Origin of the sequence: Janibacter terrae (assembly GCF_039636765.1) — a bacterium.
In the GTDB taxonomy this organism is placed as follows: Bacteria; Actinomycetota; Actinomycetes; order Actinomycetales; family Dermatophilaceae; genus Janibacter; species Janibacter terrae.
In genome coordinates this window covers 755,104-768,635 of sequence record NZ_CP144167.1, presented here as the reverse complement: position 1 = coordinate 768,635, position 13,532 = coordinate 755,104, and the positions used below count along the sequence as shown (strand labels likewise).

Genomic DNA, 13,532 nt, shown 5'->3' with positions numbered 1-13,532 from the left:
GTGGACTTCCTCAACGGCCTGATGCCCCAGCTCGACCTGACCTACGACGACGTCTTCATGGTGCCGCGGCGCAGCGACGTGGCGAGCCGCCACGAGGTCGACCTGCGCACGGGCGACGGTACGGGCACGACGATCCCGCTCGTCGTCGCCAACATGACGGCCATCGCCGGGCGCCGCATGGCCGAGACGACCGCCCGTCGCGGCGGCCTCACCGTCATCCCGCAGGACATCCCGGTGGACGTCGTCGCCGAGGTCATCGCCTTCGTCAAGAGCCGCGACCTCGTGCACGACACCCCGATCACCCTCGCGCCGACGGCGACGGCCGGCGAGGCGCTCGCGCTGATCCACAAGCGCGCCCACGGTGCGGGCATCGTCGTCGAAGGGGGGCGGCCCATCGGTGTCGTCACCGAACGCGACCTCGACCAGGTCGACCGCTTCGCCCAGGTGCAGGACGTCATGTCCCCCGACCTCATGACGCTGCCGGCCGACGCTGACCCGCGGTCGGCCTTCGAGGAGCTGGACCGCGCGCGCCGCCGGGTGGCCCCGGTCGTCGACGCCGACGGCAAGCTCGTCGGCATCCAGACCCGGCAGGGCGCGGTGCGCGCCAGCATGTACACCCCGGCCGTCGACGCGGACGGGCGGCTGCGGGTCGCCGCCGCCGTCGGGATCAACGGCGACGTCGGCGGCAAGGCCGCGGCCCTGCTCGCGGCGGGCGCCGACGTCCTCGTCGTCGACACCGCGCACGGGCACCAGACCAAGATGCTCGAGGCCCTCGCTGCCGTGCGCGCCCTCGACCCGCAGGTGCCGGTCGTCGCCGGCAACGTCGTCTCGGCCGCGGGCACCCGCGAGCTCATCGAGGCCGGCGCCGACATCGTCAAGGTCGGCGTGGGGCCGGGGGCGATGTGCACGACCCGCATGATGACCGCGGTGGGACGGCCCCAGTTCTCGGCGGTGCTCGAGTGCGCGGCCGCGGCCCGCGAGCTCGGCAAGCACGTGTGGGCCGACGGCGGGGTGCGCCACCCGCGCGACGTCGCGCTGGCCCTGGCCGCCGGGGCGAGCAATGTCATGATCGGCTCGTGGTTCGCGGGGACCCTCGAGTCCCCGGGCGACCTCGTGACCGACGCCGACGGTCGCAGCTACAAGGAGTCCTTCGGCATGGCCTCCGCGCGGGCGGTGCAGAACCGCACGGCGACGGACTCCCCCTTCGACCGGGCGCGCAAGTCGCTCTTCGAGGAGGGCATCTCCAACTCGCGGATGTACATCGACCCCGCCGGGCCGGGCGTCGAGGACGTCATCGACGAGATCATCGGCGGGGTGCGCAGCTCGTGCACGTACTCAGGGGCGACGACGCTCGAGGAGTTCCACGAGCGCGCCCTCGTCGGCCTCCAGTCCACCGCCGGGTTCGCCGAGGGCCGGCCCCTGCACACCTCGTGGTGACGCGATGAGGTCCCTCGAGCCCCTGCAGGCCCCGGTCGACCCGGTCGAGGCACTCCGGCGCGTCGGCTTCCTCCTCGAGCGCGCGCGCCAGCACACCCGGCGCGTCGAGGCCTTCCGCGGCGCGGTCAAGGTCCTGCGCGGCCTGGCCGAAGGGGAGGTCGCGCAGCGGGTGCAGGACGGCACCATCACCGACCTCGCCGGCATCGGGAAGTCCACGGCCGGCGTCATCGAGCAGGCCGTACGCGGCGAGATGCCCGACTACCTCGCCCGCCAGCAGGAGGAGCACGGCGGCCCGCTCGTCGAGGGCGGCGAGGCGTACGCCGAGGCGATCATCGGCGACTGCCACCTGCACTCGGACTGGTCCGACGGCGGCAGCCCGATCGACGAGATGGTGCTCACGGCCTACGAGCTCGGGCAGGAGTGGATGGTCCTCACCGACCACTCCCCCCGCCTGCGGATCGCCAACGGGCTGACGGCACAACGCCTCTCGCAGCAGCTGGACCTGCTCGCCAAGATCGACGCCTCGCTCGGCGACAGCTTCCGGGTCATATCCGGCATCGAGGTCGACATCCTCGACGACGGCGAGCTGGACCAGACGCCGGAGATGCTCGCCCGCCTCGACCTCGTCACCGCGTCCGTGCACTCCAAGCTCAGGATGGCCAAGGGCCCGATGACCCGGCGCATGGTCGCGGCCGTGAGCAACCCCCGGGTCAACGTCCTCGGGCACTGCACCGGCCGGCTCGTCACGGGCGGTCGCGGGACGCGGCCGCAGAGCGAGTTCGACGCACGGGCGGTCTTCGAGGCCTGCGCCGAGCACGACGTCGCCGTGGAGATCAACTCCCGCCCCGAGCGCTGCGACCCACCCGACGAGCTCGTCGAGCTGGCCCTGGAGATCGGCTGCCTCTTCGCCGTCGACTCCGACGCGCACGCCCCCGGCCAGCTGGAGATGAAGGCCTACGGCGCCGAGCGCGCGGAGCGTCTCGGGGTTCCGCTGGAGCGCATCGTCACGACGTGGGACGCCGACCGTCTGGCCGCCTGGGCACGGCCGGAATGACTCGTTTTGGCGATCCGGCGAGTGTCTGCGTATGCTTTCCGAGTCCTCGACGGATTCGGGTGCTGCCTGCTGCGTAGCGAGGGGTTCTCGGAGACGGGTCCCCATCGTCTAGCGGCCTAGGACCCCGCCCTTTCACGGCGGTAGCACGGGTTCGAATCCCGTTGGGGATACGCAAGAAGCCTTGCACCATCAAGGCCCTGTAGCGCAGTTGGTTAGCGCGCCGCCCTGTCACGGCGGAGGTCGCGGGTTCGAGTCCCGTCAGGGTCGCTCGCTGGTCCGGTTCGGACCGGCTCGGCCAGGTAGCTCAGTTGGTACGAGCGTCCGACTGAAAATCGGAAGGTCGGCGGTTCGACCCCGCCCCTGGCCACCGGAGCCACACTCGAAGGGCGTCACCGTCACGGTGACGCCCTTCGTCGTCCCCCTCCCGGCGACCGGGGTGCCGACGTGGAAGGATGACCCGTCGTGAGCCGATCGACGAACCCCGCCGCCCTCACCGACAGGTTGCGACGGGCTGCCCGTGCCGCGGTCGGCGAGCTGCGGCCGAGCACTCCCGCAGCCCCCGCCGCGCCCGTCGCACCCGCGACCGCCGGGCCGGCACCGCAGGAGCAGCCGACCGCGCAGCCCGAGCTGGCGTCGCCCCCTTCGCCCACCACCACCGCCCCGCACTCGCCGGTCCCCGCGCTCGACCTCACGGTCGCCGTCGCCGCCGGCCCGCACCTCGGCGGCCTGCTCGCCCCGGAGTGGACCCAGCGTGACCTCGACCGCCGCAGCTGGCGCGAGGCGCTCACGCGCGCCGACCTGCTCGTCCTCGAGGGACGCGGCGGCTCCGTCCCCGGGTGGGGTGACGGCAGCGCGCTCGGCGAGCTGCTCACGAACGCGAAGGGGGCCGACCTGCCCGTCGTCCTCTGGGTCACCGACGACACCGCGCCCGGGGCCTGGGCGCAGGACGTCACCGTCGTCGGTGCCTCCTCGCAGGCCGCGATCGACGCCATCTCCGCGAGCGGCCGCGAGGCGCAGCGGTGGGCCCCCGCGGCCCAGCCGCGCACCGTGGGCGACGACCGCGAGGACCCGACGACCGGACGGCGCTCCGGCGCGCTCGCCGTCGTCGACGGCCTCTCCCGCCTCGCCGACGACTCCTCCCTCCGCCTCGTCGAGGAGGCGCTCACCCCGATGCCGCGCTCGCAGACGCGTCTCGTGCGCCGCCCGGGCAAGTCCGCCGTCGTGACCCTGCCCGCGGGCCTCGCCGAGCGCGTGGGCGACGCCGTCACCGCGAGTGACGCGAGCGTCCTGCTCGACCTGTCGGCCACCTCCCCCGACGCGGCCTGGACGACGGTCGCCGCCGCAGCCGCCCGCACGCCGGTCGTCGGCACCGAGGCGCACGCCGACCTGCCCGCGGAGGTCGACGCCCTCGTCCCTCGCGTCACCGACAGCAGGTCCCTGCGCAGCGAGCTCGTCGCCAGGGTCAACCAGGAGGAGCTCGTCGCCCGCGAGGGGCTGCGGCTGCAGCGCGCGATCCTCGCCGGGCACACCGGCGCCCACCGCGCCCGCGAGCTCGCCACGGCCGCCGGGCTCGAGGTCCCCGCGATCACGCCCGCGACGATCTCGGCCGTCGTGCCGACCAACCGCACCCACGAGCTGGACAATGTCTTCGCCAACCTCGGCCGGCAGGACCACCCCGCCGTCGAGCTAGTCCTCGTCCTGCACGGCCTCGACACCGACGACGCCGACCTGCGCCGCCGCGCCACCGAGGCGGGCGTCACGGACCTGCAGATCGTCCACGCCGATGCCTCGCTCACCCTCGGGGCGTGCATGAACCTCGGCGTCGACGCGGCCGGTGGCCGGTACATCGCCAAGATGGACGACGACAACATCTACGGGCCGCGCTACCTGTCGGACCTGCTCGGCGCCTTCGCGCACACCGACGCCGGGATCGTCGGCAAGTGGGCCCACTACGTGTGGCTGCGCTCCACCGGCGCCGTCGTGCTGCGCTACCCCGACTCCGAGCACCGCTACGAGCGGCGGATCCAGGGCGGCTCGATGCTCTTCGCCGGGGACGTCGTGCGCGAGGTCCGCTTCAGCGACATCCCGCGCGCCGTCGACTCCGACATCCTCGACCGCTCGATGGCCCAGGGCGTGCGCGTGTGGTCCGGCGACCGCTACAACTACGTCTCCGTGCGCGGCGACGACCGCCTCTCGCACACCTGGACGGTCACCGACTCGACCTTCCTCACCGCGACCGGGCGCCTGCTCTTCTACGGTGACCCGACGACCCACGTGAGCCTCTGACCCGCGGCGACCCCGCGACCGACGACGACAAGGACCCCCATTGGCCTCCATCGACAAGAACACCGCGAAGTCCCAGGGCAAGCGTGCCGCGCGCGCCGTCGTCCGCCGCGTGCCGCTCGAGCCGCTGGCCGCCCTGCCGAGCCACGGCGGCTCGGTCGGGATGCGCGCGATCTTCGCCCAGGCCCGCCTGCTCGTCCTCGGCGGCAAGCAGTACGAGCAGGGCCTGCGCCTCCTCGGGCGCCTGCCGGAGTCCGCCCTGGGCGCCACCGGTCACGGCCTGCGGGCCTGGTCCTACATGTCCCTGGGCCGGCTCGACGAGGCGCTCGTGGAGGCCCGCACCGCCCTCGACCTGGAGCCCGACGCCGAGGCGCTCGGCCTGTCGATGGCCGTCGCCCAGCGCGCCCGCAACCGCGAGCTCGTCACCCGCGCCAACGCCCTCGCCGCGACGACCCAGCCCCGCACGACCAAGGACGCCGAGCGGCTCCTCGGCTGGTTCGCGGCCGACGACGTCACCGAGGCCGAGGCCTTCCTCGCCAACGCCGCCACGTGGCGGGTCAGCCACAGCCAGCACTCCCTCGAGCTCGTGCGCACCGAGACCAGGATCCGCGGCGCCGGCGACGACGACGCCCAGCGCGCGACCGCACTCGAGGTGGGCCTGACCTCACCCGAGGGCTTCCGCTCCGCCACGCGCGCCCTCGGCAACCTCAGGGGCTGGGACGAGCTGCGCGAGCTCTACCGCGCGAGCAGCCTCGAGACGATCGGCAACGTCCCGAAGAAGACCTCCCTCTCCCTCGCCCAGCGTGCCGCCCGGGCGGGGTGGCTCGACACGGCCCAGGTCATCACCGGGCGCCTCGTCGAGGGCGGGCTCAAGAAGGCTCGCCCCACCCACGACCAGGTCAGCGACCAGATCCACATCGGCCGCACCGGCTGGCCCGTCGACGAGGCCCGGGAGCGGGCCTACGAGCCGCGCCCCCGCGCCGTGCTGTCCGTCCTCGCGCAGTCCCTGCCGCACCGCTCGGGCGGCTACGCCACGCGCAGCCACGGCATCCTCACCGGCCTGCAGGGCCTGGGCTGGGACATGCTCGCCGCGACCCGCCTCGGCTTCCCGTACGACTTCTGGGGGCAGGGCGACCGCCGCGTGGTCGAGCCCACGAGCACCGTCGACACGATGACCTACGTGCGGCTGCTCGAGCCCGGCGAGCGGGAGTACCCGACGACCCCGATGGCCGGCTACATCGAGCGCTTCGCCAGCCGCGTCGAGGAGGTCGCCCGCGAGCACCGCGCCGGCCTGATCCACGCGAGCAGCTTCCAGAACAACGGCCTCGCCGGCCTGCGCGCCGCGCGACGGCTGGGCATCCCCTTCGTCTACGAGATGCGCGGTCTCGAGGACCTGATGAAGATCTCGCGCAACCCGGCCTTCGGCACGACCGACGCCTACCGGTACATGACCGCGCTGGAGCTGCACATCGTCCAGAACGCCGACCTCACCTTCGTCATCACCGAGGCGCTGCGCGAGGAGATGATCCGCCGCGGCGGCCCCGCCGACCGGATCGCCGTGCTGCCCAACGGTGTCCACACCGCGCAGTTCGAGCCCCGCCAGCCCGACGAGGCGCTGCTCGACGAGCTCGGCCTGCGCGGCAAGACCGTCATCGGCTACGCCGGCGGCCTCGTCGACTACGAGGGCCTGGACCTGCTCCTCGAGGCGGCGGCACAGCTGAAGGCGACCCGCGACGACTTCGCCGTCATCATCGTCGGCGACGGCCACTACGAGGGTTACCTGCACCGCCTGGCGCGCGACCTCGACGTCCTCGACGTCGTCACCTTCACCGGGCGCGTGCCGCACGAGGAGGTCGCCCGCTACCTGTCGATCTTCCAGGTGACCCCCTTCCCCCGACTGCCGCTGCCGGTGTGCGAGCTGATCAGCCCGATCAAGCCCTTCGAGTCCATGGCGATGGGCAAGGCGTGCATCTCCAGCTCGGTCGCGGCGCTCACCGAGATCGTCGAGCCCGACGTGCGGGGCCTCGTCTTCGACAAGGGCGACGCGAGCGACCTGGCCCGCCAGATCGCTCGCTACCTCGACGACCCGCAGCTGCGCGAGCGCATGGGCCGCCAGGCCCGCGAGTGGGTCCTCGCCGAGCGGGACTGGAGCGATGTCACCCGGATCGCCGACGAGGCCTACCACCGCCTGCTCGGCTGAGTCCGCCGACGACGAAGCGGGGGGCCGCACCGGTGATCCGGTGCGGCCCCCCTTCGTCGTGCCCTTGGCTTGGCTACGGGACGTCGTCGACGGTGATCTCGCTGGAGTTCTTCGTCGTGAGGTCCTCCGCGGCGAGCGCCCGGTAGAGCATGGGCGTCAGGCTACGGATGTAGCTGGCGGTCACGTGGCTGCCCTGGCGGTAGACGAGCGTGTCGCCGATGACCGGCGGGCACTCGTCACCGGGCGGGCAGATCCACTCGTTGAGATCGACGAAGGGCGCCGTGGTCTCGTCGGCGGCGGCCTTGAGGGCCTTGGTGCCGGTGCCCTTGCGGCCCTTGTCCGCGGCGGGGAAGCTGCACGCCGAGAAGTCGTCCGGGTGCTCCTCCACGCAGGTGTAGACGGCGCCCTGGTCGGGGCGCGGGGAGTCGGAGACGATGACGACCTCGGTGCCCTTGGCCTGCAGCTCCTTGACCGCCTCGGCGATCCCGCCGCGCAGGTCCTTCGAGCTGGGCGCACCCTGGGAGACGAGCGCGATGTCGGGCGCACCCTCCTCGTCGAAGTGCTTGTTGGCGTTCTTGGAGAACTCCTCGCAGTCGGACTTGGCGCCGTCGTAGGTGAAGGCGCAGGCCGACTTGAGGTAGAGCTCCAGGCGCCAGCCCTCGCTGCCCGCGATCGACTCCACGGCCGGGAACCACTGGCCCATCTTGGAGTCGCCGAGCATGGCGATCGTCTTGTCGCCGTCCGCGGCGCCGTAGACGCAGGACGTGTCGACCGCGGAGTCGCCGGGCTGCACCTGGCAGTCGTCGTCGTAGTAGCTCGGCACGTCCTCGGGGGCCACCGCCGGGTCCGGCGTGACCGTCCCCGAGTTCGTGACGACCTGGTCGAGGTCCTCGCGGATGGTCCAGTCGTCGCTCTCGGGGTTGGCGACGAGGCTCGTCGCGCCCGTCACCTTCGCGTTCTCGTCGAGCTTGGGCACCGTCGCCCAGACCGCGGTGCCGACGAGCGCGGTGACGATCATCGACGCCAGGCCGAAGAGCAGGCCGCGGGAGGCCTTGGCGCTCAGGCCGGGGTGGAAGCGGATCGGGTCCTCGACGAGGTGCTTCGTCAGCCAGGCGAGGACGATCGAGATGATGCCGAGCACCACGAGGTGGCGGATGCGCACCTCGGGGTAGGCCGACTGCGCGAGCGTGATGAGCGGCCAGTGCCACAGGTAGATCGCGTAGGACAGGCCACCGATCCACACCATCGGCTTCAGGCTCAGCAGGCGCGCGGTGGCCGTGGCCTGCGTCGAGCAGCCCGCGGCGATGATGCAGGCGGCGCCGAGGGTCGGCACGAGCGCCCAGGACCCCGGCCACGGGGTCTTGGAGGTCAGGAAGAAGGCCGACCACAGGATCATGAGCAGCCCGAGCCCGCCGAGGAGCTCGGCCGCGAGCCGCGGCAGCGCGGTGAGGCGCAGCACGAGGAAGGCGAGCAGCGCGCCGATGGCCAGCTCCCACACGCGCGTCGTCGTGTAGAAGTACGCGGTCGCCGGGTCGGACCTCGTGTGCAGCACCGAGTAGACGAGCGAGGCCGCCGCGATGATCCCGAGGATGCCGAAGAGCAAGGGCTTGGGCCGCATCCTCGTGCGGCGGGCCAGGAAGAGCCCGGCGATGATGATGAGCGGCCAGACGACGTAGAACTGCTCCTCGACGGACAGCGACCAGTAGTGCTGCAGCGCCGAGGGGGCCGCGTCCTCCGCGAGGTAGTCCACCGACCGCAGCGCGAGCGCCCAGTTGATGACGTAGAAGGTCGCGGCGATGACGTCGGTGCCGAGGTTGAGCCGGTCCGGCCCGGGGAGCACGAGCCACCCCGCGACGGCGGTGAACAGCAGCACGACCGACGCGGCCGGCAGCAGGCGGCGGGCCCGTCGGGCGTAGAAGTCGCCGATCGAGATCCCGCCGGTGCGCACCGCCTCGCGCAGCAGCAGGGAGGTGATGAGGAACCCGGAGATGACGAAGAAGATGTCGACGCCGACGAAGCCGCCCGGGATGAACGGGATGCCGACGTGGTAGAGCAGGACGGTGCCGACGGCGACCGCCCGCAGCCCCTCGATGTCGCCACGGAGGTTCTTCTTCCCCTTCGCCCCGTGGTGCGCCTCGGCGGCCGACTCCTTGGCGTCCGCGGTCAGCGTGGTGTCCCCCGGCCCGGCGGTCACGCCTGCCCTCGTCGGGGAGCGCCCACGGACCCGGCGAGCACCTTGGCGATGCGCTCACCGGCGTGCCCGTCCCAGAGGGGCGGGGTGTCCCAGGCCTGCAGCGGACCGGTGGCGAGCACCTCGCGCACGCGGTCGGAGAGGGTCTCCCGGGTGACGAGCTGGTTGGTGCCGTGGGTGATGGTCACCGGGCGCTCGGTGTTGGGACGAAGGGTGAGGCACGGGACCCCGAGGATCGTCGTCTCCTCCTGCACGCCCCCGGAGTCGGTGACGACCGCGGCGGCGCCGCGGACGAGGCCCATGAACTCGAGGTAGCCGAGCGGGTCGATGACGCGCATCCGGTCGTGGTCGAGGAAGCCGGCCTCCTCGAGGCGGGCCCGGCCGCGCGGGTGCAGCGGGATGACGACCTGCGCCTGGTCGGCGACGGCGTGCATCGCGGCGACGAGCGCCCGGACGTCCTCCGGGTCGTCGACGTTGCCGGGGCGGTGCAGCGTGGCGACGATGTAGTCGCCCTCGAGGCCGACCTCGCGGCGGGCGGCCTCGACGTCGAAGCGGTCCTTGTTCTTCAGGAGCGTGTCGATCATCGGGTTGCCGACGAAGTGGATCTTGTCGGGGTCGGTGCCCTCGTTGCCGAGGTGGCCGATGGCGTCGGTGCTCGTCGTGAGCAGCAGGTCGGACAGCTTGTCCGTGACGAGCCGGTTGATCTCCTCGGGCATCGTCATGTCGAAGGAGCGCAGGCCCGCCTCGACGTGGGCGAAGGTGATGCCCATCTTCGATGCGACGAGCGCGGCGGCCACGGTGGAGTTGACGTCGCCGTAGACGACCACGAGGTCGGGGCGGCGCTCGGTGAAGAGCTGCTCGAGCGCCTCCATGACCTTGGCGGTCTGCGCGCCGTGCGGGCCGGAGCCGACACCGAGGTTGACGTCGGGCTTGGGGATGCCCAGCTGGCGGAAGAAGATGTCGGACATCTTGTCGTCGTAGTGCTGGCCCGTGTGCACGAGCAGCTGCTCCACGTCGTAGGTGCCGAGCGCCTCGAGGACGGGCGCTGCCTTGGGGAAGTTCGGGCGGGCACCGGTGACGTGCACAACCAGGGGAGCCATCGTGGTCCTTTGCCGTATCGGGGGCGTGGTACGGCTGATCAGTCTGGCACGCACCCCTGCGAGGCTCCGAAACGCGGACCCGGCGTGCCCTCAGGTACCGAAGTCCGGGTGGCGCAGCAGGCCGAGCCACTGCTCGCGCGCGTTGGCGAGGAAGTGACCGGCGTCCGCGGACCACGTGTGGCCCTCGCCGGCGTGCCGCACGTAGACGTAGCCGATGTCGTGCGGTCGGTAGATCGCCGCGCCGGCGGCGGTCGCGGCCCGCATGAGGGCGCTGTCCACGGCCCGGGGCACGTCGGCCCACCCGCCGAGGGCGCGCAGCTCGTCGGCGCCGACGAGGATCGTGCCGCCCGCGACCCGGTGCACCAGCGACTCGGGGGTCCCGACGACTCGCCGCACGGTGGTGTCCAGCGACTCGACGTGGACGACGGTGCTGCTCTTGCCGACGACCGGAGCCCCCGAGACGTGGCGGGCGATGACGAGGTCGAGGACGTGGTCGGGCCCGTAGTGGTCGTCGTCGTCGACCTTGGTGAGCAGCTCGCCGCTCGCCGCCTCGGCCGCGAGCGCGAGGGCGTGCCCGAGGCTGCGGTCGGCCGGCGTGGCGATGACCCGCACGTCGAGGTCGCCGAGGTCGGGCCGGGGCAGGTCGTCGGGGTCGCCGCCGTGGACGGCGACGACGACCTCGAGCCGGCGGTAGGTCTGGGCGCGCAGCATCGCGGCGATCGCGTCGAGCAGGTGCGGCCGGCGGGTGGCGAGGAGCACCGAGACCGTCGGGGCCAGGGAGTGCCCGACGCGGGGCTCGAGCACCTGCCGCCGCTGGCGCACCGACGCGACGTCGAAGGCGAGGTCGCCGGGCCGGCCGTGGGCGGCGCCCGGCACGTCGGCGTGCACCCGGCGGGAGACGACGGCGGGCAGGTCGCCCACGACGAAGGTGCCGCGGGCGATCGCCCGGGTGACGAAGGTGGCCAGGGCCGCGGTCGTCGCGGCGTCGGGCGAGGGGCCGGTCGGCTCGGCGCCGACCACCAGGGCGTGGACGTGGTCGAGCCGCGCGAGCCCGTCGGCGAGCGCGCCGGGCTGCTGCCAGGTGCCGCCGGTGCCCCGGCGCCACGGGCTCCTCAGGGTCCAGCCCGTGCCGGTGAGGTCGAGCCGGGCCCGGCGGTCGCTGTCCGGCCCGGGCACCCGGCCGAGCGGGGTGTCCCCCGCCGCGGGGTCCGTGGTCAGCGCGCGCATGGGGCCACGCTATCCACCGCGCCCGCCCGTAGGGTGAGGCCATGCCTGCCGGACACGCCGCGCCCGTCCGCGTCGACGCCGACGCGCCGGGCGCCCCCGAGGCCCTCGCCGCGGCCGTCGCCTCGTCCGAGCTCGTGCTCGTGCACCGGGAAGGCACCGTCTTCGTCGACGGTGCGGTCGAGCGCCTCGTGCGCCACCTGCACCGTCCGCACCGCCGGCTCGTGCGCGTCCACAGCGCGGCCGGCCCCTGCTACCTCGCCCGCAGCGAGCTGCTCGCGACCGCACTGCGGCACGGTGTCGGTGCCGCCGACCTCGTCGCCGACGCGCCGGGCCTGGACCGGCGCATCGCGGAGGCGGCCGACCTGCTCCACGTCGACGGCCCGACCCCCGTCGAGGACCCGGCGGCCGGACGTTGGCGCACCTGGGTCGACGGCGCCGTCGTCGGCATCGGTGCGGTCGACGACGAGGCGTGGTCGCGCCGCGTCGCCCGCGAGCACTCGGCACCGGTGGCGCTGCTGCGGCTGGCCCGCCGTCGGGTGGGCCGGGCGCGCCGAGAGGTCGCCCGCCGCCGTCAACGCCCGGACCGGTAGATCCAGCGCGCGACGTCCATCCGCACCCGGCGGTACTCGTCCGAGGACCCCTCGACGAGGTGCTCGAGCGGGTCCTCGCCGACCCGGTGCGCCGGCAGGTCCTGCGTGACGCGAAGGGGGCGGGCCCCCCTTCGCACCGCATCGTCGGCACCGCCCTCGGAGACGATCTCGACGGGGGTGCGCGGGTCGGGCAGCGCGCGGCGCCACGCCGGAGGTCCCCACGGCCCGCCCTCCGTCAGGCTCGCCGGGACGGGAGCGCCCGCGGCGAGCTCGACGAGGAGCTCGGCGGTCTCGGCGCCGCCCGTGGCGCGCGGCAGGTCCCGGCAGGCGGCGCGCAGGTCGTCCGCGGCGGACGGGTCGACGACCCGGGCGACCGCGGTCCGCATCGCGTCCGGGTCGTCCGGGGCGACGGCGAGGCAGGCGCCGGCCGAGGCGAGCTCCGCGGCGCGACCGGGCTGGTCGTCGGTGCCCAGGGCCTGGCCCGGCACGAGCACGGTCGGGACCGCGGCACCGAGCAGCTCGTGGACCGAGTTGTAGCCGGCCGCGCTCACCGCCGCGTCGAAGGCCGCGAGCGAGCGCGCGAGCGGGTAGGCGTCGGTGAGGAGCACGACGTCGTCGCCGGCGATCCCGTGCCGGGCGAGGGCGGGGCTGGTCACCGCGACCTGCCAGTCGGGCGCGGAGCGGCGCAGCGTCTCCAGGGCCACGCGCACCGGGGACCCGACGTCCTCGAGCGCCCCGGTGCCGGGGGTGAGCAGGAGCGCGGGCCGGTCCGGGTCCAGGCCGAGCGCCCGCCGGGCCTCCACACGGTCCTGGAGCGTGATCACCTCGCCGATGGAGATCGGGGCGACCCGGGTCGCGTCGCCGCGGCCGGCCGTCGGGCCGCGGTCCGCGGCCTGCGCGAAGTCGCCCGGCTCGACGACGAGGTCGAAGAGGGCGGCGTGCTCGAGGAACTTCTCGCCCGCGCCCGGGCGCCACATACCCCGGCGCATCCAGACGAAGGGGGTCGACGCGAGCCGCTCGCGGGCGGACCGCAGGCCGGCGTACGGGACGACGCCGTCGAAGAGCACGAGCCGGGCACCGGTCTCGGCGACGAGAGCGCGGACCCGGTCGGCGAAGTACGGCTCCCAGTTGTACGCGGGGTGGACCTCGCGCAACCGCCGGGCAGGTCCCCCCTTCGGCAGCCATCCGCTCTTGCGTGACGGGCAGTACTCGGTGCGCACGCCGTGCAGCTCCGGCAGGCGCCCCTCGGCGACGGCCGTGCGGACGGTCGGCAGCGCGCCCGAGAGCGACATGAGGACGGGATCGAGGGTGTCCGGCGCGCTGAGCGCGACCGTGAGCTGCCGGGTCAGGTGCCCCATGCCGACGCCGTTGCTCGTGGCGAGGACGACGGGAAGGGGGGTTCCGGGCGCGCCTGGCATGGCGCCACTGTAGGCGCGTGCCCTGCGACCCC

9 protein-coding genes and 3 tRNA genes are annotated in these 13,532 nt (G+C 73.8%); 8 read left to right on the top strand and 4 right to left on the bottom strand.

Annotation, left to right across the window (positions count from 1 at the left end; genetic code table 11):
- From V3C34_RS03845 to V3C34_RS03815, 7 genes are all read left to right on the top strand, one after another.
- Nucleotides 1-1,437 carry a GuaB1 family IMP dehydrogenase-related protein gene (locus tag V3C34_RS03845; protein ID WP_346008129.1) on the top strand — a complete coding sequence of 479 codons (1,437 nt, stop codon included), beginning with the start codon at nt 1-3 and terminating at the stop codon, nt 1,435-1,437.
- Nucleotides 1,438-1,441: 4 nt separating this feature from the next.
- On the top strand, nt 1,442-2,491 hold the full coding sequence (locus V3C34_RS03840; RefSeq protein WP_346008128.1) for a PHP domain-containing protein: 1,050 nt from the start codon (nt 1,442-1,444) through the stop codon (nt 2,489-2,491).
- Between the two features lie 97 nt (nt 2,492-2,588).
- A tRNA-Glu gene (locus V3C34_RS03835) sits at nt 2,589-2,661 on the top strand.
- 23 nt (nt 2,662-2,684) lie between these two features.
- Nucleotides 2,685-2,758: transfer RNA gene (locus V3C34_RS03830), tRNA-Asp, on the top strand.
- A 26-nt stretch (nt 2,759-2,784) separates the two neighbouring features.
- A tRNA-Phe gene (locus V3C34_RS03825) sits at nt 2,785-2,858 on the top strand.
- 95 nt (nt 2,859-2,953) lie between these two features.
- Nucleotides 2,954-4,777: a glycosyltransferase gene (locus V3C34_RS03820; RefSeq protein WP_346008127.1), complete on the top strand. Its 1,824-nt coding sequence runs from the start codon at nt 2,954-2,956 to the stop codon at nt 4,775-4,777.
- A gap of 40 nt (nt 4,778-4,817) precedes the next feature.
- Nucleotides 4,818-6,974: a glycosyltransferase family 4 protein gene (locus V3C34_RS03815; protein WP_346008126.1), complete on the top strand. Its 2,157-nt coding sequence runs from the start codon at nt 4,818-4,820 to the stop codon at nt 6,972-6,974.
- Between the two features lie 73 nt (nt 6,975-7,047).
- Here the strand turns inward: V3C34_RS03815 and V3C34_RS03810 are convergent, their stop codons facing one another.
- From V3C34_RS03810 to V3C34_RS03800, 3 genes are all read right to left on the bottom strand, one after another.
- Complete coding sequence (locus tag V3C34_RS03810) at nt 7,048-9,168, bottom strand: acyltransferase family protein (protein WP_346008125.1); 2,121 nt, start codon at nt 9,166-9,168, stop codon at nt 7,048-7,050.
- On the bottom strand, nt 9,165-10,265 hold the full coding sequence (gene wecB / locus V3C34_RS03805) for a non-hydrolyzing UDP-N-acetylglucosamine 2-epimerase (protein ID WP_338538930.1): 1,101 nt from the start codon (nt 10,263-10,265) through the stop codon (nt 9,165-9,167). The genes V3C34_RS03810 and wecB overlap by 4 nt, the downstream gene beginning before the upstream one ends.
- Nucleotides 10,266-10,355: 90 nt before the next feature.
- Nucleotides 10,356-11,492: a glycosyltransferase gene (locus tag V3C34_RS03800; protein ID WP_346008124.1), complete on the bottom strand. Its 1,137-nt coding sequence runs from the start codon at nt 11,490-11,492 to the stop codon at nt 10,356-10,358.
- Between the two features lie 41 nt (nt 11,493-11,533).
- Here V3C34_RS03800 and V3C34_RS03795 point away from each other — a divergent pair, with 41 nt between their 5' ends.
- Nucleotides 11,534-12,082, top strand: a complete 549-nt coding sequence (locus tag V3C34_RS03795; RefSeq protein ID WP_346008123.1) for a hypothetical protein — start codon at nt 11,534-11,536, stop codon at nt 12,080-12,082.
- Here V3C34_RS03795 and V3C34_RS03790 read toward each other — a convergent pair.
- A complete protein-coding gene (locus V3C34_RS03790; RefSeq protein WP_346008122.1) occupies nt 12,064-13,500 on the bottom strand; it encodes a hypothetical protein in 1,437 nt (478 codons plus the stop codon). The two genes, V3C34_RS03795 and V3C34_RS03790, sit on opposite strands and share 19 nt — an antisense overlap.
- Nucleotides 13,501-13,532 lie beyond the last annotated feature (32 nt).